This is a genomic window from Gillisella vitis (assembly GCF_021559775.1).
Classification (GTDB): Bacteria; Pseudomonadota; Alphaproteobacteria; order Rhizobiales; family Rhizobiaceae; genus Allorhizobium; species Allorhizobium ampelinum.
Window position 1 is genome coordinate 1488776 of record NZ_CP056047.1, and the last position, 23175, is coordinate 1511950.

At 55.7% G+C, this 23175-nt stretch carries 21 protein-coding genes; 12 read left to right on the forward strand and 9 right to left on the reverse strand.

Going from position 1 to position 23175, the window contains the following annotated elements; genetic code table 11:
- Window positions 1-63: 63 nt before the first annotated feature.
- From AVCG78_RS07135 to AVCG78_RS07170, 8 genes are all read left to right on the forward strand, one after another.
- Window positions 64-411 (forward strand): DUF6950 family protein, encoded by a 348-nt coding sequence (locus tag AVCG78_RS07135; protein ID WP_234891477.1) that lies wholly within the window; start codon window positions 64-66, stop codon window positions 409-411.
- A complete protein-coding gene (locus AVCG78_RS07140) occupies window positions 408-2675 on the forward strand; it encodes a hypothetical protein (protein WP_235694956.1) in 2268 nt (755 codons plus the stop codon). Before AVCG78_RS07135 ends, AVCG78_RS07140 begins: the two co-directional genes overlap by 4 nt.
- A 38-nt stretch (window positions 2676-2713) precedes the next feature.
- On the forward strand, window positions 2714-5263 hold the full coding sequence (locus tag AVCG78_RS07145) for a hypothetical protein (RefSeq protein WP_071585186.1): 2550 nt from the start codon (window positions 2714-2716) through the stop codon (window positions 5261-5263).
- 373 nt (window positions 5264-5636) lie between these two features.
- Window positions 5637-5882 (forward strand): DUF7940 domain-containing protein, encoded by a 246-nt coding sequence (locus AVCG78_RS07150; RefSeq protein ID WP_071585187.1) that lies wholly within the window; start codon window positions 5637-5639, stop codon window positions 5880-5882.
- Window positions 5869-6483, forward strand: a complete 615-nt coding sequence (locus AVCG78_RS07155; RefSeq protein WP_071585188.1) for a lysozyme — start codon at window positions 5869-5871, stop codon at window positions 6481-6483. Before AVCG78_RS07150 ends, AVCG78_RS07155 begins: the two co-directional genes overlap by 14 nt.
- A complete protein-coding gene (locus AVCG78_RS07160; protein WP_071585189.1) occupies window positions 6483-6878 on the forward strand; it encodes a hypothetical protein in 396 nt (131 codons plus the stop codon). Before AVCG78_RS07155 ends, AVCG78_RS07160 begins: the two co-directional genes overlap by 1 nt.
- Window positions 6878-7165, forward strand: a complete 288-nt coding sequence (locus tag AVCG78_RS07165; RefSeq protein ID WP_234796167.1) for a hypothetical protein — start codon at window positions 6878-6880, stop codon at window positions 7163-7165. Before AVCG78_RS07160 ends, AVCG78_RS07165 begins: the two co-directional genes overlap by 1 nt.
- Window positions 7166-7200: 35 nt before the next feature.
- Window positions 7201-7638 (forward strand): hypothetical protein, encoded by a 438-nt coding sequence (locus AVCG78_RS07170; RefSeq protein ID WP_143049422.1) that lies wholly within the window; start codon window positions 7201-7203, stop codon window positions 7636-7638.
- A 136-nt stretch (window positions 7639-7774) separates the two neighbouring features.
- Here the strand turns inward: AVCG78_RS07170 and AVCG78_RS07175 are convergent, their stop codons facing one another.
- From AVCG78_RS07175 to AVCG78_RS07185, 3 genes are all read right to left on the reverse strand, one after another.
- Window positions 7775-8344 (reverse strand): hypothetical protein, encoded by a 570-nt coding sequence (locus tag AVCG78_RS07175; protein WP_071585192.1) that lies wholly within the window; start codon window positions 8342-8344, stop codon window positions 7775-7777.
- 161 nt (window positions 8345-8505) lie between these two features.
- Window positions 8506-8673 (reverse strand): Thivi_2564 family membrane protein, encoded by a 168-nt coding sequence (locus AVCG78_RS07180; RefSeq protein ID WP_174089665.1) that lies wholly within the window; start codon window positions 8671-8673, stop codon window positions 8506-8508.
- A 145-nt stretch (window positions 8674-8818) separates the two neighbouring features.
- Complete coding sequence (locus AVCG78_RS07185; RefSeq protein WP_071585193.1) at window positions 8819-9217, reverse strand: hypothetical protein; 399 nt, start codon at window positions 9215-9217, stop codon at window positions 8819-8821.
- A gap of 323 nt (window positions 9218-9540) precedes the next feature.
- On the opposite strand from AVCG78_RS07185, the gene AVCG78_RS07190 reads away from it, so the two are divergent.
- Both AVCG78_RS07190 and AVCG78_RS07195 read left to right on the forward strand, forming a co-directional pair.
- On the forward strand, window positions 9541-9720 hold the full coding sequence (locus AVCG78_RS07190) for a hypothetical protein (RefSeq protein WP_071585194.1): 180 nt from the start codon (window positions 9541-9543) through the stop codon (window positions 9718-9720).
- 417 nt (window positions 9721-10137) lie between these two features.
- Complete coding sequence (locus tag AVCG78_RS07195) at window positions 10138-10890, forward strand: hypothetical protein (protein WP_143049423.1); 753 nt, start codon at window positions 10138-10140, stop codon at window positions 10888-10890.
- Window positions 10891-11636: 746 nt separating this feature from the next.
- Here the strand turns inward: AVCG78_RS07195 and AVCG78_RS07205 are convergent.
- From AVCG78_RS07205 to recG, 6 genes are all read right to left on the reverse strand, one after another.
- Entirely contained in the window at window positions 11637-11876 is a 240-nt protein-coding gene (locus tag AVCG78_RS07205; protein ID WP_071585197.1) for a hypothetical protein, read from the reverse strand.
- A 304-nt stretch (window positions 11877-12180) separates the two neighbouring features.
- Window positions 12181-15171, reverse strand: coding sequence for a RelA/SpoT domain-containing protein (locus tag AVCG78_RS07210; RefSeq protein WP_071585198.1), 2991 nt, complete (start codon window positions 15169-15171; stop codon window positions 12181-12183).
- Between the two features lie 550 nt (window positions 15172-15721).
- Window positions 15722-15910, reverse strand: a complete 189-nt coding sequence (locus AVCG78_RS07215; protein WP_409065474.1) for a hypothetical protein — start codon at window positions 15908-15910, stop codon at window positions 15722-15724.
- 67 nt (window positions 15911-15977) lie between these two features.
- Window positions 15978-16217 (reverse strand): hypothetical protein, encoded by a 240-nt coding sequence (locus tag AVCG78_RS07220; protein ID WP_071206264.1) that lies wholly within the window; start codon window positions 16215-16217, stop codon window positions 15978-15980.
- A gap of 233 nt (window positions 16218-16450) precedes the next feature.
- Window positions 16451-16582 (reverse strand): hypothetical protein, encoded by a 132-nt coding sequence (locus tag AVCG78_RS27190; RefSeq protein ID WP_267889558.1) that lies wholly within the window; start codon window positions 16580-16582, stop codon window positions 16451-16453.
- 112 nt (window positions 16583-16694) lie between these two features.
- On the reverse strand, window positions 16695-18800 hold the full coding sequence (gene recG, locus AVCG78_RS07225) for an ATP-dependent DNA helicase RecG (protein ID WP_071585241.1): 2106 nt from the start codon (window positions 18798-18800) through the stop codon (window positions 16695-16697).
- Window positions 18801-19266: 466 nt separating this feature from the next.
- Here recG and AVCG78_RS07230 point away from each other — a divergent pair, with 466 nt between their 5' ends.
- Window positions 19267-19614: an FAD assembly factor SdhE gene (locus AVCG78_RS07230; protein ID WP_071206262.1), complete on the forward strand. Its 348-nt coding sequence runs from the start codon at window positions 19267-19269 to the stop codon at window positions 19612-19614.
- Entirely contained in the window at window positions 19611-23138 is a 3528-nt protein-coding gene (gene mfd / locus AVCG78_RS07235) for a transcription-repair coupling factor (protein WP_156582718.1), read from the forward strand. Before AVCG78_RS07230 ends, mfd begins: the two co-directional genes overlap by 4 nt.
- Window positions 23139-23175 lie beyond the last annotated feature (37 nt).

Consider the following 23175-nt stretch of genomic DNA (forward strand, 5'->3'; position numbering starts at 1 on the left):
CATCGGTTCAGATGGGGCGGGGCGGGATTGCGCGCCGATGACAGGTCGCGCGGAGATGATTGCATGACGTTTGCCGCCACCTGGTGCTTTGAGACGACAGGTGTAGACCCTGCCGAGGATCTCCGCGGCACTTATCGTGACCGTGTGGGCGCGCATGCCGTCATGCAATCTTTCGGTGGTCCACAATCCTTCATGGCGGCCCATCTGGAGCCGCTGGGCGCGCGTCGGGTGCAGCAATATTGCGACGGCGATATCGGTCTTTGCCGGATGATGGCCGGGGAGTCCATGGAAGAGGTTGAGATGACATTGGTCGGGGCCGTCAGGTTCGGGCCGCTCTGGGCGTCGATCTCGCCGGCGGGTGTCGTGGTTCGCCAAGCGGAATGCGTTGCCGCCTGGAGGTTGCTGGCGTGACAATTAGCAAGGATTGGCTGCCGCGTTGCCAGTATGAAAGCGCCGAAAGTATTGAAATAGAACGGATGTTGATGGACGAAAACCTGCGCAGCAGCACAACGCTGCGCAGTATGCCGTTGCAGCATTACGACCCTATCTTCACGCCGATCCTGACAACGGCGTTTACCACTATTGGTTTTTCGGCAGCGACAGCTGCGACCCTCGCCGGCGTGACAACCGCTATTGCCACCACAGCTATATCGATCGGCATTCAAATGCTGCTCGCGCCTAAACCGCCAAAGCCAGACGATGGCAAGGTGCCGATGACGCAGGCCGTGCCTTCCCGGCACTGGATTGTCGGCCGCCAACGGGTTTCCGGGGCCTATATGCTCTGGGAGGCAAAGGGCAAGTCGCTCTATGCTGTGCAGGCATTGGCCGGTCATCGCATCCGTAGCGTCAACCGCTGGTGGCTGCATGATGATGAGATCACTGACCATATCGGGCCGACGGGTTACACCAATTATAGCCATGCGCCCTACGAAGACAATGTCCGGGTTTTCAGCCGCTTGGGTCTCGCTGTTGAGACACCCTATAGCGAGATCGTCGATGGATACGCTGGCGTCTATGGACTGGGCGCGGAAAACGTCTGGACAGATAGCCACATCGGTCACGGAACGGCATCGATTGCCATGGTCGCGCAGCAGACCAAGGCCGAGAGCCAAAATTCCATGTTCCCGTATGGCGTGCCTCGGGCATCTGTTGAGGTTGATGGCGCCTATGTCTGGGACTTTCGAGACAGCGCACAAAATCCGGAAGACGATTCTACATGGACATGGACGCGCAATGGCGCGCTGATCATGGCCTGGCATCAGTGCTTCAACCCATATGGAGAGCGGAAGGATTACCGAAAAGCCATCCTGCCCGTTCTCGACATGTGGCAGGAAGAGGCTGATGTTTGCGATGAAGATGTGCCAACGGCGGCTGGCGGCACGGAAAAGCGATATTGGGTCAGCGGGTGGGACACTACGGAGCATGACCCGAAGGTTGGCACAAACGCCATCCTATCGGCGATAGACGGTTGGATCTGCTATCGCGGGGATGGCGCTGTGCTGCTCACGGTCGGCAAATTCCGCGAAAGCCGAGTGGCCACGCTGACAGACGCAGACCTTCTCGGCTTCAACGTTCAGCATGATGTGCTGCCGCAGGATGAATGCAACCGGCTTGTGCCAAAGTTCAATTATCCGGATACAGATTATTCGGAAAGCGATACCGACTTTTTCGAGGATGAAGAAGCGCAGGCGACCATCGGCCGCGTGTTGTCGAAAGAGGCCAGCTATCTCTGGTGTACGCAATGGCGCCAGGCGCGGCGGCTCGGTAAACGGGATTGGCTTCGTATCCAGCAGAAGGTACGCGGGTCCTTTGATGTGCGCTTGTCTGGATTGAATTCAATATATGCGCGCTGGACACGCTTGAGCACGCCGCTGGGATTACCCGAGCTTGATGGCGAGCTGATCGAGAACAAGAAATCAGTCGTTGCCGTCGACAAAGGCGGTTTCACGATGGACTGGATCAAGCACCCAACTGCCGAGGAAATCGAGGCCTGGGACCCCGCGACGGATGAAGGCCAGCAGCCGCCGGTGCCCAGCAAGCCCAACCCGGCCAACCTGGACCAGCCGGTGATCTATTCCGCTGTGCCGAATGCCAGCGGATCTGGATCTGTCTATCTCGCGGTGAAAATCGTAGACCCGGAGGATACCAGCCTGTCGCTGAAAGTGCGGTACCGGCTGGCAAATGCGGGGGGCGGTGTGCCGGGTGAATGGGTCTATCAGACCTTTTCCGATTTCACGCCATCAGGCGGCTATGTTTCGGTCAGCACCAATACCGTGCCTGGCGATACGACGCTCGAAGTGCAGGCCGTCTGGTTCACGTCGAAGGGCAAGTATTCCGATTATTCGGCCACGGTCACGGTGTTCACCACATCCGATCCGGTGGCGCCGGGCGTCGTAACGGATGTGACGGTGTCCACGGGTGTCGGGACGGTTAATTTCGGTTGGACTGCGCCCAATAGCGGCAATTACGCCGGCGCCAAGATCTACTGGAACACGACAAACAGTTTTGGAACGGCCTCTTTCCTGGGGCCGATCGAATACGGTTCGCCCAATACGGCAGACAGCGCCACGCGCAGCATTTCTGCGGGTACGCGCTACGCCTGGATCACAACCATAAATGCCTCCGGTGTCGTTGAAAGCGACCCGGTCGCGACAGGCGCCTTCACGGTTGCCTGATCTCTTCGCTTCGTCTCTGGCGATAAGGAAATTCTGACATGACGATTAGCCCGAACGGCGCCTCCATCTGGGCCGATGGCCCCAGCACGTCTGTGTATCATCCGCCCAAACCTCTGATCCGCCAATGGGCGGCGGTGATCGAGGCCGCTCTGAACGCGTTGACGACTGGTGCTGGCTCCATCGCCAAGGACACGCGCGCCAATCTTTACGCGGATTTGGCCTTTGCTGCGGGAACGATGGCGTGGGTCTATGATGATGCGACGGCTGCCTATAACGGCATCTATGTCAAATCTGGTGCTTCCGGCACTGGATCATGGACCCGCATCCTCTCCCTGCCGTATTCATATCTGTTGGCAACGGATACCGGAACAGGGACCCCGAACGCCATCAACGCGACAACCGATATCGCTGTGTCTGAAGACATGCTCATCATGATTGAGCTATTTACCACGACAACGGATGAGCCAGCGACGATTTCATTCAATGGCGGCGTCGATCTGACGATTAAGACCAACCGCGGCACGAATGCCAGCGCGCTAACCGCGGGCATGGTTATGGCGGGAAAGATTTCCGGCTCGACGTTCCGGTTGATCACGGATGAAGATGTTTCGGCGCTGGTGGACCAGGCGGAAGCGGCACGGGATGCAGCAGTTACCGCACAGGCGGCAGTGGAAGCTGGGCTTGACAACCGCGTGCGGTACGACGCTACGCAAGTTCGAACCGATATTGAAAAAGCGCTTGCCCGCTCAAATATTGGCGCAGCCAGCGAAGCACAGGGCGTCTTGGCCGATAGCGCGTTGCAAGGCGGCGACATTATCTATCCCCTTAGCCGGCTGCCAGGAACGCCTACGCTGCATAGCAGCGGCGTGCTGGACTATACGTCGATTATCCAGACTGCGATCAATGCTGGCAAAAAGATCTTGCTGCCTGAAGGCACGACTTATGTAAGCGGGCTCATTTTGATTGATGGGTCTGTTATCAAGGGCGCGCATATTCTTAAGTCAAAGTTGAAATTGCTGAATGGGTCGAACGCACATCTTTTGGCGACGGACGATTTTGACTCTCAATTTGGTACGGTGGTGTCGGATGAAGTCCCACGTGACATCACGATCAATAATCTGACGATTGACGGCAACCGCGCAAACAATACGGATGGACATGGCATCGCGCTGTATGCACGCCGAATGTGCATTTCCTGGGTCTTTATCACAAACATCGCGGGAAAAGGGATCACCTGCGATTACAATGATTCAGCCGGCGGTGGGATCACCCCCGGTGACTATGGCTCTCTTGGGATGGAGAGCATATTTGAATATATTTGGATGGACTACACCGGCGCAGAAAGCATGGATATGCGCGGTCCGCACGATAGCAGCTTGAATAACGTTCATGCCATCCATGCCAGTCAGAACGGTAACGCCGCCTATCCAGCGTTCCGGTTTCAAAGCACGTTTACTGCTCGCGGGAGGAATCTCCACGCCTACAATAGCGGCACAGTGAATAATCATAGTTGGGGTATTTATGATGCTGCAGGCTGCGAAATTTCGGACAGCCACTTTGAAGGCGCCGCTATTGGTAACGTTCTTCTGCTGCAAAAGGGCGCAATGTACAAAGGTGTTCGCGCTTATGCGACCCGCAACGGCGCTTACAATGTGGTGTTGGCCGCGAATGAATGCCAGTTTTACGGCTTCATTGGTGGCGCGGCCTCGGGAACTGCTCCGAAGGGGATCACCTTTGGCCGGGATGGATCTGATTATGCTCAGGCCAACATAGTCGAAGTCATCGCGGTCGACCAAAATTCTGGAACTGTCGATTTTTCGTATTCGCAGGGCCAGAACAAAATCACCGTGCGCGGCGAACAGGCCAGCGGCGCAAAGGTCATTGGCACTCCGGCAATCAATGACACCCATGACATTGTTATCAGCGGCGTCCGTTATGGCGGCGCCAATAGCATCCCGGCGGCAGGAACAATTTCCAATACGTCAACGCAGCTGACAGCCAAAACCAACCGCGTCACGGCTGCGACAGCCGGATCTGCGGACGGTGTCAAGTTGCCACCGGGCGTGGGAATTGTTGGACAGGCTGTAACTGTCTCAAACGTAAGTTCCGCCATCATCAAAGTTTACCCTAATGGGACAGACTTCATTGATGTTGGCGGCGCCACGCCTTCGTTCGTTCGTGTGGCGCCAGGCCGAACGGTTGAGTTCGTCGCGATTTACTATGATGGTTCTGCCAATACGGCTTGGTCTCCTATCGTCAGCGCATCAGTTCCTGCAGGGGCCAACAACATCGCGGCAGCTGGCGCCACTTCCGGTACTGCAACGCAATTGACGGCCAAATCGAACCGCGTCACGTCAGTTACCTCTGGGTCTGCTGATGGGGTGAAGCTGCCAGCAGCTGTCGGCTATTTGGACGATTATGTTGCAATTACAAATATCACCGCAACCGCACTAAAGGTTTACCCGAACGGTAGTGATATCCTTGATTATGGCGGCAGCAATCCGGCATCAGTTTCTATCCCTGCCGGAAAGGCTGCTATTTTCTTTTGCCCACTTTCTGGCGCGTGGTCGCCAGTCATTGGGGCATAGCCCGCAGAGCTATCATGGTTCTTGTCCGGTCTGATGTGATTGGACCACCTGGGGAGCCTTCGGACAGAGCCGGATGCTCCCGGGCTGACCACATTCCTTGCATCGCCACACTCGCCCCACGCATTTGCCGTCTGGGAGTAGCGTAGCAAGATCGACCGCCACCGTGCGCCTGCATAGATCGCAATAGGCAGTTATGGAGCAGCCCTTAGCCAGGAGGGTGCCGAATGTGGTGAGACTAATCATGTTCTCATTATGTTCTTATGATTTCAGCGTGTCAAACCGCTGCTGATCCGGGGGTGTTTCCCGGAAAAATCTAACAAAACAAGGATACTATCATGGATCGCGCGGAGAGCTTCGCGGGTGGCGGTGTGCCATGCGCAAATTAAGGCCTGTTGAAAATTGGCGAACGGTTCTGGCTCGGGCTTGGTCTGTCCGCTTCACGGCTGCTGCTGGACTGATTTTTGTTATCCAGCCTGTTGTCGACGCTCTTGTCGATGGTGCCTACGGCCTTGAGGCGTGGGTCAATCTGCTGCTTCGCGGGCTGCAAGGGCTTCTGACTTTTGCGGCGATATGGGCGCGCGTCGTTGCCCAGAAAGGACTATCCGATGCCGATCAATAAAATCAAATCGAGCCCTCGGGCGAAGGCAGCGATCGCCGCCGCTATTATCGCAGCGGGTGTAGCCGGGTGGCAAAGCCAACGGGATACGACGCCGGACGTTCTCCCGCCAGCTGTCCTGTTGGCGACTGACAAACTGATCCTTCCTTGGGAAGGTATGGTGCTGCAATCGCACTGGGATCGCTTCGCAAAGATCTGGGATATTTGCGCCGGGATCACGATGATCAATGGAAAGCCTGTGCCGCCGGGCATGTCGTTTACGCGAGGGCAGTGTGAAGACATGACGCGCAAGCAAATCTTTCACGACTATTACCTCCCCTTGGTCAAGGCAGTGCCTGGCTACACCAACTTTCCGGTCGGTGTGCAGGCTGCCATGCTATCCGGCGCCTATAATTTCGGCGTTGGTTCCGTGGCGTCGAGGAAGGGAATGGCCGGATCGACCGCGACACGCTTGCATATGCAAGGAAAATTCCGGGAGGGGTGTGAAGCCCAAACCGCTTTCAACAAAGCCGGTGGCATCATCGTAGATGGATTGGTCAAGCGGCGGGAAATGGGAGACGCGCAACGAATCGGTGAAGCCGAAGTTTGCGTGAGTGGTCTGTGATGCTCTCCAGTCTCACCGATCCCATCAAAATCACTTTGTCCATCGTCCTCGGCCTCGCGGTCGGCTTCCTTGTCATGCTCGTTGCCTATGAAGGCGTTCGCTTGCCGCTGATCGGGCAGGTGATCAATGGCCGGGTCGCCAATGCGGTCCAGACTGCCACAGAAAATATGGTCACCACATTCGAGCGGGATGCCTTGCAAGCGCAGCTCGATGCGGAGCGGCGCAATCGAGAAATTGCGCAAGCAGCAAGCGCCAAAGCGCAGGAGCGGGCGGCGGCAACAGAGATTGCCCGCCAAGACGCGGAGGCGCGCATTCGCGACTTTCAGGAGCAAGCCCATAAGGATGGACTGGATTCGTGGTCCAAGGAGGAACTGGAATGGTATGGAAAGCACTGATGATGGTTCCCCTTGCCCTTATCCTTATGAGCGCCAAGGGCTGCCAGACACTTGAGCAGCGCGCTTCTGCCGCGGCTGTTGTCCAGGGGCAGGCGCGGGTGCAAACACCATTCCCGGACCTGCCAGAGGCTTGCGTTGCGAAGATGGGTCGCGTGGTGCCACGGGGCGATGAGGCCCGCGTGGTGACACTCAAGCGATGGGAAGTCGTTGCCGATAACCGGGACCGGCAGGCGGCGGATTGTGCCGCCTGGGGCGTGGACATGAAATCTAATTTTGGCGCTCGTTGAGCGTTAAGACCGAACGGAAACCAGAGGGCTTAACGATGACGCAAGGACAGACAGGACAGAAGGTGGAAGAGACATTTCGTCGTTTCGGGTCGATGATAAATTTCATTGTGCTTATTATTGGTGCGTTGGCTTCCGTCGCCACGGTTGGCTCTTGGAAAAACACGCAAGAAACCAACGATGCGAAGACGCTGCAATGGCAGCTCAACCACGAAACCTACCACCGGGAACGCCTGGCGGAAAATCAAAAAGTCATAGGAAGTATTGAGACCCGCCTGACGAACATTGAGCGCGATAGGAATGAAGATCGCCGGGTTCTGGATCTCACAAATCAGAAACTGGCCGGTCTCGAAAAGGCAATTGATACCGTCGAAACCAACGGCGCGATAACGACTGCTGCCCTCAATAAGCTTTCCGGCGATATGCAGGTCGTGAAGGAGATCCTGACGAGGATCGAAAAGAAGCAGGGCGGATGATATTTTCGCCCTAACCCTTTGCTATAGAAATGGATCTCCATCCCGCTCGAAGTCGCTGATGGTTGTAATCCAATTCGATCTGAATTTTATAAGAAGTTTCCGTTACCCCGATGTTTTCGACAGCGATGCGGATCGCCTAGCTCGCGATTCTTCCAACTTCTGTCAACGGCGTTACGGCCGTAGATTCGATGCCGATGAATTCCACTTCATTAGGCCGCAGAACTATTTCAATACCGTGTGGAGCGTCTTTTTCCTCAAGGAAAAATTGCTTGAAGCCCTTTGTTGACTCCGTGTTCGTGATGATTGTCAAAATTGCCGTCACTGCCCCGACCGGGGCGGCAACTAGTCCACCAGTCCCGCCAGTCGAAACTGTGACAGTGCCAGCGATTTTTACAATCTCCCAGCCAAATTTGTTCAGCCCTTTTTCGACCGTATCCCATAGTCCCCTCATGTTCGAGGGATCCGAACGCAGAATGCGGCCGTCTTCGGTCATGGCTACGATAGACCACCAGTCTCGCCCGGTCGTCAAAAAGCCGGTGTTATACTGCACTATAAGCGGATCGGGCGTGACTGCGCCACTGGCCAAGTTTAACCACTCCTTACTGTGCTTATAAACGTCGCTGTACTTATGGACCACACCAACCGAGGCTAAGGTTAGTCCTGTCTCGTTACGAATTTTCACAGTTGTAAATCGCTCAGTGCTCATCTGTCATCCTCCATCGCTGATTGCACTGAAAATATTAAAGGTTGATTTATTTATGAATTGTAAATGATGGGTTGAGTTTTTAGGCTGCAAAAGAAGGCGGTGCACGTCGGCAGTGATCGAGCTAAAAGCCCCGACAGCATGCTGTCGGGGTTTTTTGCGATTTAGAACACCGCAATGTACTTCAGCAGCGACAGGATGCCGATGATGATAACGACGAGACGGGCTATCTGTTTTGCCCGGCCATCAATCGGCAACATGCCAATGAGATAGAGAACCAGCACAATCACCAGGAAGGTGATCAGGATGCTGATGAGAATTGAAGTACCCAAAGCCCCACTCCTAAAGACGCTTGATTACGCCGTGCGGTGGAACCTAATGCTGTGATTTCAAAAGGAAAGGGGAGGGGCTCTCAAAATAGCAACTCCACCTTTGAGTAGATTTAAACGATAGACCATCTGCGACGCAATCGCTGCGTTAGGATGCCTTGGGACTCGGCTTACTTCCAGCAACTGGTTTGGTCGAGATTTTTTCGGCTGGAGGAGCGTTGCAGCCTTTGCTTCGCATCGCCGATTCCATAGCGTTTATCTTGCCCTTGGTCACAGCAACTTGCCCCTCTTTGTCCCCACCGAGGGTGCTTGATACAGGCACGCCGAGAAGGAAGACGCCGAGAGCGTCGCCATTTGCAGCATCATTTTGCTGTTTCGATATAGCAGCGAGATGGGTCTGCTCTTTCAGCATTTCCTGGGCAATCGCTTGACAGTCCATGTTCGTATAAGCAGCCATCGGAATGTCTACAGGAACAATTGCGTCAGGGCGTTTTGCACAGCTAGAAATGGCCGCCAAAGCGACCAAGGCAACATATTTAACTCTCACGACGGCCCCCTAATTTAATCCCCGTGTATGAGTAATCACTTATCGCGGATAAGTGGAAGAGGGCAGTATGGGGTTTTCCCGGTTTGTGTAGGGTTTGAAGATCACAATATGTGCATTTGCTGGATTGGGTCCGATGATAATTTTGTAAAAACAACCTTGAAATACATATAGATTTTAAGTTGCAATTTATGAGGTGTATATTGTCATATATCCTGACGCCGAGCGACGAAGTTCAATTAGTATGTGGCCAATACCACTATTGATTCAGGGATGTTTTCATCAATCGTTTTGCTATCCTTCGACCATTGGCCGGGGATATAAATATGAACAAAATTATTGCTGAGCATTTGAACGTGGCAAAACTGTTGGCGGAAAGGGAAGGTGAAATATTCCTATCGTACCTGATAAGTATGGCTCAAATGGAAAACGATCCGGGCGAACGATTGCGGGAAACAAAAATTTGCGAGGCGCGGAAGACCTTGAATTTGTCGCTGCCGAGTTAAGGAGGATTCTGGCCATCGCTGAAGCAGACGGCAAAGCGATGCTAGCCTATCTCTTGTCTCGGGCAATTGAAGAGGCCGACCGCGAATTACGAGATCGAGCGGTGCCTCGCTCCGAAACTTAGAAAAAGGCCGGGAGATCACTCTTCCGGCCTTTTTTATAGCAACGGGCAACGGGTGGTTGCGGTCTTGCGACCATAGCTCACGTTTTCAAGTCTAATAAATGCCGCGGCAAACCAAAAATTCAGCACGACAGAGGCAAGCAAAGCCAGATTTTGCATGTGATTTTTGCAATCTGACGAATGATTATTCTTTTGTTGCAAGGCCAATGTAAGCAATAATTAAAAGTTGTAAATTCAGTTTGATTGTTTTGATATATAATATTAACTTATTAAGGGGATCTTAAGGTAGGGGGTAGTCTTGTCAAAGGTGAACATGAGTATCGCGCCCTTGTGCGCTGCATTTATCTCGCTGAACGGTTGTGCGGAGATACCGAGAGCCGAATCTGAATATAAAGATCTTGTGGCTGATCTATCCGCCAGGATCAGGTGCGAGTTGGCGGTTAACTACGGAAATATATTAGCCGGAAGAGAGAAGAACGAAGGCGGAAGTTTTAAAGATCTCGTAGCCGCATATTCTCTCGAAATAGATACAGGGCGCACTTGGTCGGTTGGCGTCGGCCCATTGAAGTACATACAACCTATCGTGGGCGTCCTGGATTGGTCTGTCTCTTCGAAAATTGAGAATAACGCCCACCGTCTAGTAAAGGTTACGTACACTGTAGAACCGGCGACTCTTAACAGGGAGATGAAAAAAAAGGAATTTGATGATTGCAAGAGGCCGCCATCATACGAGTACAGTAAAATGTACCCGGGAAATTTTAAAACCGATGAGTGGTTTAATCAACTGGCATCAATTTCCGATCATCCTCACGATATTGGTTATACAGTTGATTTTACTACGACTATCAGCACGGATGGTGGGCTTCGTAGGGCTGCTGGAAAATTTGATGTATCTCCATCGGGTAGCTTTAAACGCACGTTGAAAAACACGGTCGATTTTGCGTTCACCTTTAAAGGGAAGCAAACGCCATCTCAAACGAATGAGCTTTTGCGACAAATTCTAATCAGCCTAGAGCGGGCGAGAGCGGCGCGGTCGGGACAGTCAGACTGATATTGGTTTTACTATCTCGGTGGCCTTACAACGCTTATGAAGCTTTCCCCGCGGCTACCGCATTTACTGCACTTCAGCCGCGGGATTAGGCTCAATATGGGGGTGGCCGGATCGCATATTTTTTCAAGCTTATAGCGCGGCAATTCGGCAATGTTTTTGCATTTACGGCAACCTACGACCACCATTTCCCAGCTGCGGATATCGGATCTGGTAAGGACGCTTTTATTCTGAGTTTTAGCGTCACTGAGACTTTGATTTCTCGTGCGGTAGTAGGTGAGCCTGCATCGGCCTGAAAAACCATCCCACGGCTTGGGGCAATGAATCTTCTCGGGTGCAATTAAGCGCAATAGTGAGGGCATTGATTGGTCGCCATATTCGGCAAATAGCGCCTGGCCATCCAACAGTTTTAGGATTTCGCAGGTCTCACATATGACCCCGACCACATCACTTGAACGCTCGCTGAGCCACCAAACGCCATCACGGGGCATCGTCCAACTCGCTCGGTCGCCATCCTCTGGTGTAGCCTGTGCTGATAGCGACAGAGGCGAGTGCCAGCTGCTCTCGTAAAGATCGGATGTCTTCCAAGAGGCTTTCAATTGCGACGCTGGCGTTCCCATCATGACATTGAATGATGTGGGAAACGATTTCGGTGGATGGGTTGCCTCCAACAGGGCGCACGTTCTCGTCCTCGTGTTTCATAGCCTGAGCCTGCAATTTGTTTTAGGTTGGTTTTGACGCGCCGGAGATCAGTCGGGCATCAGATCGGAAATCTGTCCGTGCGATACGAGGAGGCGCGGATTTGTCATGCCTCCGCTTTCTTCGTCGATCGTCACCGCATAGGCGGCGACGCCAATGTAGCGTTCGGCCATCGCGCCGGCCATTTTTTCCGCAGATGCGACACTTGAAGCTTGCCGCATGTCGCCTGGCACGACGCCAGCGCGGTTCTTCTTGAACTGCACGACGATGATTTTTTCGGCTTCAGACATATTAGCAACCTCTCGTTTGTTCTATAAATGTTCTCATTTTGGAGAGGAGTCAATGCGCTTGTGAGCGGAGATCTTTTTCCAGCGGAAATTTGCTCCCGGAAGATTGGTCTGCGGCGGGATTATAGAGCCGGCAGTGGTTTGGAAACTGCCAATAAGTTATTGATTTTGACGGTCCCTTATCAGGGCCAGTTTGGAGCCTGGTCTTTGTTTTTCCTCATCTAAAATGAGACTTCTAAGCAGGTTGTCGCAGGTTTGAGGCCTGATTAGATAAACTAGCCACCGCCCCAACCAGCAATCAAGCTGGTCACTCGTCGTCGCCATTGGCGAATTCGATTTCGCGCAGTGCCTTCCGGGCGTCGGCGTTTCGTTTTTCGGAGAGGATCGAGTGGTCCAGGGAGCGCGTCTGCTCCGCGGCAAACTTCCCGACGGCGCCGCTTTCTTCCAGCCATGGCTGAATCATTGCCTTCTTCGCCCGAAGCGTCTCGACGAAACCAAATTCACCGTGAACAACCCCGGTGTTGCGAATGCTTCGCTCCACGCCGTCTTCGACCATCTCGTCATCGGAGAACGTTCTGAGCAGGGCCTTTAAAACGCCATGCGTGGTCTCTTCCCCGTGGTAGTTCGTCATCACCGCGACAACGAATTTTGCATCCTCCTGTCGACCTTTCGCGATCTCCGCCAGTAGCGCATCCGCGAGCGCTTCCGTCATCGTCGGGAAAACCGCGGCCAAAACACGGCTACCGCGATAGCTGAACGATTTGGAATCCGTCTCGAACCATCCGCGAGCTTTCGCTGTAGCGAGGGCCGGATCTGACGCTAGCGATGCGTTGAGATGGTGTAGCCGGTGCGGTACTGCATCGTAGCGCATCCCTTCGACGCTATTTCCGGGGTGGTCGAGGCGACGCCCGAAATAGTCCCAGACGAGGTCGAGGTGTGTTGCGGCAACATGTGAAAGAACGCGCTCGACGTTATGGACGACTTGTGGAACCTCAAGAAGGCTGTCTAGAATGAGCACCGCATCCACTGTTTCCAGGGTCTTGAAGAAGGCTGTCGAGTGCGGAAGAAAGGCAATGTTCGCCCACCGTGAATCCTTGGCCTCGATCAGATATTGGATTGCTGGACGGAAGAACTCCTCGTGGGGAGGCGTTCCTTCTGGAAAATTACGCATCGCAAACATTATGCATTCGGCGATTGTTGGCCGATCGTTATCCTCGATCGCTCGGCCTAGGAGTCGGAGCAGGGTGTGCGGGGCGTCGGGCTTAGAAAATCGCCAGTGCGCGGCGATTGGCAAAAGGTGACCGGGCATTTGCAAAAATCTTTCGAGTAACCGGCCATATACGGTCTGGTCTCCGGCCTTTAAAAGACCGTCTAGGAAGGCGGTGAGAAAGCTGAGGAGGTCGCCTGTCGCGTGCTTGAGGACGAACTCCGCTATGTCTGGCGACCTTTGAGATAATCTCTCTACGAACGTCGCAAATCTGGGGAAAGTCGCCGAGTCGTTCGATTTGGTAGCTGCGCATCGCTCAAGAAACACAAGCCACAAGTCCTGCGTTTCTGCGGACACTTCGGTGAGCATGGATTCGAGTTGCTCGTCTTTATAGGTCTCGACGCGTTCGATATCGAACTCGCGGTCGTCCCACTGCCATGGCATGACGCCGTCGAATCCTACGAGGATCTTGTATCGAGAGTATGTCCCGTCGTTGTTCAACCTTTCCCGCAGTTCGAAGATTCCGGCTCTAAGGGCCGCCGCCTGAGCTTTGCATCCGAAGGTGTCGTTCTCCGCTGCGACGAGTTCGGACGCTCGGTAGTAGGAATAGAGCGCCGCGTGCTCGATCGTCTCACGCAGCTCGTAAGACATGTCTTCGGCTCGCTCGCTGAAGAACTTGATGATCTGCAGATGGTCGGTAAGGCTCTCGCGCATGAACTCGATACTCGGGTCATTCCGACCAGATCGCGTGGCGTTAGCCAGGGCATGAAAAATCTCGCACCGGTCGCCATCGTTCACGGCGCTTTCGTACATCGTGAACAGCGCCGAAATAGCGCGCTGTCGGAGTTCACGAACCTCCTTCACTGGCACCTCTCCGGAGTTTAGCGAAACTGCATTCGCCGACCATGTGCTCGATGTTGCTTCGGCATCGAGGAGGCTCTTCCAGAACTCTATCACGATTGGGCGGACGTCGCGCTCGACGAGAGCTGGGTCGCCAACCACTTTCGCCAGCCGGTATTGAACTTCCGGCCCGACCTGCTCCCAAACTCCAAGGTGATAGCCGGCGAGGTGGCCGACGATTTCTATGATGCGTTTCCGACGTCGCTCATCGGCTTCCTGCGAGAAGATTCGTTTCAACGCGAGGAACGACTGCTCGACCGCCGCGTACTTGTGGGTTGCTATAAGGTTGATCACCAAGTCAACGATCTGATCGGCGCCATACCCAGCGAACGACCCGAATGTTCCATCAATCGGCTTCGTCGCCGTGGCACGAGCTTTTTCGCTGGCCTCAACGATCGCCTCCAGAACCTCGGGCAGGATAGATGGAACGTCGTCATATAGAGGAAGAAGATCGTCTGCGAGTGACCGAAGGAGTTCGTAGCGCTGGTTGTTGTCCTCAGCCTCTTGCAAGGATTCGAGTACTTTCTGATCGAACAACTGCTTGCCGGCTACAAGGCGCTCGTAGTCCTGTTGCGCCCGCTGAAACTCGTATCCTGCCGGGACTAGGTACTTGTCTATGATGCGGTTGAACCGTTTCCTGATCTGTTCGAGGGCTTCATTCCCAAAGCCCTCGCGAGCGTCGGCCTTGTAGACGATATCGTGCGATGTCTCCGCCCAGGCGTGGATCAGAATAGTCTGAATCTGAACCTCGCAGCGCAATCCCGCGAACGCCCGGTACTCTGGTAGGGCCACGCGAGCTGCATTCAACGCAACCGTGTAGTGGATTGCCTGGTACCGGACCTCGCCATTCTCCTCCACGGGGTGGTGTATCTTTGTGGCATTCCGATCGACGTCGAAATTGTCGAACACGACGCTGGAATTAGTGAAGCGGTTTACGTCGCCGTTCGTGTAGAAAATCAGCCGTACGCCCGCGAGGTCCCGGCGCAAGGAAGCGATGTCCGGTGCGTCGAGGTTGCCGGTCTCATTCAGCCGCTTTCGGAGACTGCCGGGCGTCTTCGCTCGGGCCTGGATCGATTGTGGACGAGGAAGACCGTCCTCCGCGGCGATCGCACTTTCGAGAATTTGCCTGACAGTACCGGCGAAGGCCTGGTACCTGCTAAACTCTGAGCGTTCGTAATCATCGATGTTCATCGCGACACCCGATTTTCCATCTTGATACCGTTCCATTGAGCTGGACGACCATCGCCACGTTCGGTGCTGGCCCCGCTTCGGGATGAATTCCGCCGCGCATCTCCATCTCTGCCATTTGACGGCCTTCGCCGGCTTCTCTGAACCGGACATTGCCTCTGACTGCGTTTCGGCCTTAGCTTCAAACACAGATATCCGCCAAAAACTGTAATTATTCAATCAAATGATCGATGGGTCTCAAATAAACAAATCTTGGGAGAGGCATGAGGCAACCTCCTTGGCTTGGCGACGATCGTAGTACGAACTATCAAATTCTATGCGTTTGGGAATTGAGAAAATGGGCCGGCTGCGCGATGCTCAAATACGGTAACCTGAGTGCGACAAGGTTGTTGCAATTCAGTAATGTTTTCAATTGGGCGCCTTTTGGTCCTACCTGCTCACAACCGATTGATATCGAAAGATATTGATGCGCCTGCAGGGGTCGCCAATCTCTAAAATTTACTTTGTAAGGCTCTGAAATTACTCATTCATTCTTAAGGTGAGGGGTTTGTGGTTAAGGGTGAGGGGATAGGATGTTCCCGTTCAGTTTCGTTGCCGCCGCCTGTGAGAGTTTCTTACGGTCGGCTTTTTTCGTATAAAGCGCGGCCATCGCGTCGGAATTCCAGCCGAATAGTGCTTTCAGTTCGGCGTTACTGCCGACCACTAAGGCGCGTTTTTGAGAAATGGATTCTGGGATGACCAATGTCATGTCCTCAAAAGCGGAAATGGCATAAAGATCTTTTGAAAATTTGGTTTGATGCGCTGCTCGATCAGTCTGGAATCAAGTCGGAGATCTGTCCCTGCGATACCAGCAGGCGTGGGTTCGTCATGTTTCCATTTTCCTCATCGATTGTGATTGCGTATGCAGCAACGCCAATGTAGCGAGCTGCCATGGCGCCAGCAATTTTCTCTGCTGAAGCCACGCTTGAAGCTTGGCGCATATCGCCCGGCACAATACCGGCGCGGTTCTTTTTGAACTGCACGACAATAATTTTTTCAGCGTCAGACATGATACTATCCTCTCTCTTTTGTTCTCTTTATGTTCTTTTTTCGAGAAAAGTCAATGCCGTTTTTTCACGTGTCCATTGGAACGCGGTGAGCAAAATTCTTCGAGATTGCCACTTGTGGCCAGGCAGTCGCCGCAAACGGATATCGTGGCGACTGGCCAACTTGGGTGAAGGCGACGTATAAATTGCGAAGAACTGGCGTTCGTCCTGCCGGGCCTTGGCTAAGCCTTCCGCACTTATTTCTTTTTTGTCGAGGATTCGCTGTTCTTGACCTGTGAGCCGAGCGTGGGCGCTACGGCTTTATCCACTGTCTTGTCCTTCTTCGGCTTTCGCGTTTCCTTGTTGCCGCGTACCTGACCTTTAGCCATTGTCGTTTCCTCCGTGTTGAGAATGACAGCTAGCCGCGATTGCCGGGTGAAAAGCAAGCGAAATCCGACGGATGAGCAGTGCCTCAAACCTGTTTGCCTACCTTGTCATTCCTCATCCAGCCCGCAGGAACCGGACGGCCTCATCGCGGCGGTGCAGGTAGAGCAATGTGCGCACCGCTTCGCCGCGTGCCGAGGTCAGGTCGGGGTCGCGTTCCAGCAGATAGGCGGCGTCCTTGCGAGCGATTTCCAGGAGGTCGGCATGGTGTTCAAGACTGGCGATGCGAAAGCCGGGCGTGCCGGATTGGCGGGTGCCGAGTAGCTCGCCTTCGCCGCGCAGCTTCAGGTCTTCTTCGGCAATCAGGAAGCCGTCCTCGCTGTCGCGCAGGATTGACAGTCGCGCCTTTCCGGTTTCGCCCAGTGGGCCTTTATAAAGAAGGATGCAGGAAGAGGCTTCCGCGCCGCGTCCGACCCGGCCGCGCAACTGGTGTAGTTGCGCAAGGCCGAAGCGTTCGGCATGTTCGATCACCATGATTGTCGCGTCCGGCACGTCCACACCGACTTCCACCACTGTGGTTGCGACCAGCAGCCGTGTTTCACCGCTCTTGAAAGCCAGCATGGCGGCGTCTTTTTCCTCGCCCTTCATGCGGCCATGCACGAGGCCGATGGGGGCCTTGAGGCACATCTTCAGCACCTCGAAGCGTTCCTCGACCGACATCAGCTCCGATTCCTCGGTTTCCTCAACCAGCGGGCAGATCCAATAGGCTTTCTTGCCGGAAGCAATTGCGGCCTGGAGGCGGTCAACGATATCGCCGATGCGCTCCACAGGCACGGTCACTGTCTGGATCGGCTTGCGGCCCGCCGGTTTTTCGGTGAGCTTGGAGACATCCATGTCGCCGAAGGCGGCCAGAACCAGCGTGCGCGGAATGGGCGTGGCGGTCATGACCAGCATGTGCGGCGAAACGCCCTTGGCTGTCAGCCGCAGCCGCTGGTGTACACCAAAGCGATGCTGCTCATCGACTACAGCCAGCATGAGATTGTGATAATTGACCGAATCCTGAAACAGCGCGTGGGTGCCAATAACTATTTGCGCTTGGCCGGAGGCTATTCGCTCCAGCACCGCTTCACGCTCGCGGCCCTTGGTGCGTCCAGTCAGCACATCGACGGCGATTCCGGCAGCCGCCGCCATTTTTGATAGAGTCGCATGATGCTGGCGCGCCAGAATTTCGGTCGGCGCCATCAGCACGGCCTGGCCGCCGTTTTCCACCACAGCCGCCATCGCCAGCAGCGCCACCAGCGTCTTGCCCGCGCCGACATCGCCCTGGACCAGGCGCAACATGCGGCTGTCGCTTTCCATATCTTTCAAAATATCGGCAACAGCGTCCTTCTGGCTGTTGGTGGGGGTAAAGGGCAGGGCGGCAAGGATTTTTCCGCTCATTTCGCCCGTGGCGCGAACCGGTGTTCCCGCCACCTTGCGCAAGCGTTGACGCACCAGTGCCAGAGAGACCTGGCCCGCCAGAAATTCATCATAGGCCAGCCTGCGCCGGGCCGGGGCCTGCGGATCCACATCCTTTTCATCACGGGGGCTGTGCAATCGCTCAAAACTTGGTTTGACAGCGTCGAAACCTTGTTTCGTCACCAGTGCCGGATCGATCCATTCGGCAAAGTCCGGCAAGCGTTCCACAGCGTGGTCGATTGCCTTTTTCAGCACTTTCGGCGAAAGGCCGGCCGTAAGCGGATAGACCGGCTCGACCAGCGGCATGGTCGCCGCCTCGCTGGCCTTGACCATGAAATCCGGGTGGACCATCGAGGGGCGACCATTGAACCAGTCGATTTTTCCCGAAACCGTGATGATCTCATCGACCGGCAAGGCTTTTTCCAGCCAATTGCCCTTGGCGCGAAAGAATGTCAGCGCTAATTCACCGGTCTCGTCATGCAGGAAAACCCGGTAGGGCGCGTTGCGATTTTCCTTAGGCGCAGGTGTGTGGCGGTCTACCCGGCCCGTCACGGTGACGATGGCACCTTGCGGGGCCCGGGCAATTCCTGGCTGGTTGCGCCGGTCGATCAGGCGATGGGGGCTTAAGAACAGCAGATCGACGACACGCGCATCCTCGGCGTCTTCGCGGCCCAACAGGCTCGCCAGCAATTGCGCCAGCTTCGGACCAACGCCCGGCAGGGTGGAAACGGAGGCAAACAGGGGATCGAGCAGGGATGGACGCATGATGGCGGCAAAATGCCGTGTGATGAGGCGCATTGCAAGGCTGACAAGGCAATTGTGAGCGGGTATACAGCATCGGACTGAAAAGTGGGAACCGGTTTTCAGGCATGTCCGATGTGGTGAGAAAAGCATCGGACTGAAAAGTGGCTACCGGTTTTTCGGAATATCCGATGCGATGAAAAAGCATCGGACCGAAAAGTGGGAACCGGTTTTTCTGTAGGGTGATGTTGTGAGGAAGCACCGGGTTCTCGGCTTCGCAGCCCCCTCATCCGCCTGCCGGCACCTTCTCCCCGATGGGGAGAAGAGGGATGGAGCCGACAGGTGCGGTGCGTTTTCAGTGAGGCGAGGACCGCCGAGCGAAGGCGCGGGAGTGACGAACCGCTTGCTCCGTTATGACTTGTGAAAACCGGTCTACGAGAAAATTCGATGCGAAGCCAAGAGGTTCGGCATCAACAGGAAGGTGAATGACATGACTGGTCTGGTTCGCAGCAGCGCCGATCTCGATCCCCGCCGCAGGCGTATTCTGTTTCGCTGTTGGCATCGGGGTATCCGGGAGATGGACCTGATGCTCGGCCAGTTTGCCGAAGCCGAGATCAGCGCACTCAGCGATGCCGAGCTGGATGATCTCGAACTGATCATGGCTGAAGAAGACAATGACCTGATCAGCTGGATCAATGGCGCAGCCCCTGTGCCAGCCCATATTCAGATCCCGTTGTTTGACCGCATTGCCGCGACCCGACCTGATTTTTCGCCTGTCGATGGTTCGGCCATTGCCTTGTCGTCCAGGCCTGATGCGAGTGCTGTGACCGAAAAATGATTTCCCTGTTTGATGCAAAGAAGACGGCAGCGGCTACGTCCGCTGTTACCCTCTCGCCTGTGCCTGATGGTATGGACGCTTTTCTGGTGGCGGAACTGGCGCGGCAGGGCAGGCCTGTCGCCTATCTTCTGTCGGATTCCAGCCGGATGAACGATATCGAGCAGATGCTCGGCTTCTGCGCGCCTGATATTCCGGTGCTGACCTTGCCCGCCTGGGATTGTCTGCCCTATGACCGGGTTTCGCCCAGCGCCGATATTTCCGCCCGCAGGCTCTCGGCACTGTCGGGGCTGATTGCTCATGCCCGAAAGCCGCATCCAGGCATTGTTCTTGTCACTGCCAATGCCATGCTGCAAAAGCTGGCACCGGCTGACGTTATCGAAAGCCTTTCCTTTTCGGCCCGCCCCGGCAATCAGGTGAAGATGGACGACATTGCCGCCCGCTTGTCGCGTAATGGTTTTGAGCGCGTCGATACGGTGCGCGAAGTCGGCGAATTTGCGGTGCGAGGCGGCATTCTCGATGTCTTCGTGCCGGGCTCTGAAGAGCCGGTGCGGCTGGATTTCTTTGGCGATACGCTGGAGAGCATCCGCAGTTTCGATCCGGCCAGCCAGCGCACCATCGGCCAGGTCCGCTCGCTTGATTTGAACCCGATGAGCGAAGTGACGCTGACGCCGGAAAGCATCAGCCGGTTTCGCAAGAATTACCTGTCGCTGTTTGGTGCGGCCACCCGCGACGATGCGCTGTACACCGCCGTGTCCGAAGGCCGCCGTTATGCGGGCATGGAACACTGGATGCCGCTGTTTCATGAAAAGCTGGAGACGGTGTTCGATTATCTCACCGATTTCCGGGTGGTGCTCGACCATACGGTGCGCGAATCCGCCGAGGAACGCGGCAAGCTGATCCGCGACTATTACGAGGCGCGGTTGAACAGCGCGACGCCCGGCAAGGGTCATTTGGCGCAGGGCACACCTTATAAACCGATACCGCCGGAATATCTCTATTTAGGGGCGGCGGAGTTTGCCAAGAAGCTAGAAGCGCTGAACCCGATCCGTCTGACGCCGTTTGCCGAGCCGGATAGCGAGGGCCGCAAGATTGTCGAACTCTCCGCCCGCTCCGGCCCGCGCTGGGCGAAGCTGGCTGCGCAGGAAAGCAGCGAGACCAAGGCTGATGGCGAGGCGCAACGGGTCAATGTCTTTACCCAGGCGGTAAAATATATTTCCGACAAGCGGGCGTCCGGCTCCAAGGTGCTGATTACTGGCTGGTCGGAAGGTTCGCTCGACCGGCTGTTGCAGGTGTTGAACGAGCACGGGCTGGAGCGGCTAAAGCCTGTTACTGCCCTGAAGGATCTCGATCAGCTTGGCAAGGGTCATGCGGCAACCGCCGTTCTGGCTCTGGAGGGTGGGTTTGAGGTGGGCGAACTCGTGGTGGTCGGCGAGCAGGATATTCTCGGCGATCGCATGGTGCGCCGGTCCAAGCGTCGCAAGCGGGCCGCTGATTTCATCTCTGAGGTTGCCGGGCTGGACGAAGGCTCGATCGTCGTCCATGCCGAGCATGGCATTGGCCGGTTTATCGGATTGCGCACCATCCAGGCGGCGGGCAGTCAGCATGCCTGTCTGGAACTGCAATATGCCGATGAGGCCAAACTGTTCCTGCCGGTCGAAAATATCGAGCTTCTGTCGCGCTACGGCTCGGAAGGCAGCGAAGCGCAACTGGACAAGCTGGGCGGCGGCGCCTGGCAGATGCGCAAGGCCAAGCTGAAGAAACGCCTGCTGGATATGGCAGGCGGGCTGATCCGTATTGCAGCCGAGCGGATGATGCGGTCTGCGCCGGTGCTGGCCACGACTGAAGGCTTCTACGACGAATTTGCCGCGCGGTTCCCCTATGAGGAAACCGAGGACCAGATGAATGCCATCGAGGCGGTGCGTGGCGATCTGGCTGCCGGACGTCCGATGGACCGGCTGATCTGTGGCGATGTCGGCTTCGGCAAGACGGAAGTGGCGCTGCGCGCCGCCTTTGTTGCGGCTATGAACGGTATTCAGGTGGCGGTCGTGGTGCCGACGACGCTTTTGGCGCGCCAGCATTTCAAGACGTTTTCCGAGCGGTTTCGCGGTCTGCCAATCCGCATCCAGCAGGCCTCGCGGCTGGTCGGTACCAAGGAACTCAACCTCGTCAAGAAGGAAGTGGCTGAGGGCAAGACCGATATTGTCGTCGGCACCCATGCTCTCCTGGGGTCGGGCATAAAATTCGCCAATCTTGGCCTGCTGGTGATTGATGAAGAGCAGCATTTTGGCGTCAAGCATAAGGAACGGCTGAAAGAGTTGAAGAGCGACGTGCATGTGCTGACGCTGTCGGCGACGCCCATTCCACGCACCTTGCAGCTGGCGATGACCGGCGTGCGCGAATTGTCGCTGATCACCACGCCGCCAGTGGACCGTATGGCGGTGCGCACCTTCATTTCGCCCTTCGATCCGCTGGTGATCCGCGAAACGCTGATGCGCGAACATTATCGCGGCGGCCAGAGCTTCTATGTCTGCCCGCGTCTGGCGGATCTTGCCGATATCAAGGCATTTCTGGAGTCGGATGTGCCGGAATTGAAAGTGGCGATTGCCCATGGCCAGATGGCGGCGGGCGAGCTGGAAGACATCATGAACGCCTTCTATGAAGGCCGCTATGATGTTCTGCTGTCGACCACCATTGTCGAATCCGGGCTGGATGTGCCGACCGCGAATACTCTCATTGTCCACCGCGCCGACATGTTCGGCCTGGCGCAGCTCTACCAGATCCGCGGCCGGGTCGGACGCTCCAAGGTGCGGGCCTTCGCGCTGCTGACCTTGCCAGTCAACAAGGTGCTGACGACCAGTGCCGAGCGGCGGCTGAAAGTGCTGCAATCGCTGGATACGTTGGGCGCGGGCTTCCAGCTTGCCAGCCACGATCTCGATATTCGCGGCGCTGGCAATCTGCTGGGCGAGGAACAATCCGGCCATATCAAGGAAGTCGGCTTCGAGCTTTACCAGCAAATGCTGGAGGAGGCCGTGGCCGAGGTGAAGGGCGAGGACGAGGTCGTCGATAGCGGCTGGTCGCCGCAAATCCAGGTCGGCACCTCGGTGATGATCCCCGACGAATACGTGCCAGACCTGCATCTACGCCTTGGCCTGTATCGCCGCCTGGGCGAATTGACCGAATTGAACGATATCGACGGCTTCGGCGCCGAGTTGATCGACCGGTTCGGGCCGCTGCCAGCGGAAGTGCAGAACCTGTTGAAGGTGGTCTATGTCAAGGCGCTGTGCCGCAAGGCCAATGTCGAAAAGCTGGAAGCCGGTCCGAAGGGCGTCGTGGTTCAGTTCCGCAACAAGCTGTTCCCCAACCCGGCAGCTTTGGTCGGCTTCATCGCCAAACAGGGCAGCATGGCCAAGATCCGTCCAGACCACAGTGTGTTCCTGACCCGCGATCTGCCAACGCCCGAGAAACGGCTGGCGGGTGCGGCGACCATCATGGCGCAATTGGCGGAACTGGCCAAGGTGAAGTGACAGCAGAGGCGGTCCATCGACCGCCTCCAGGCGACCC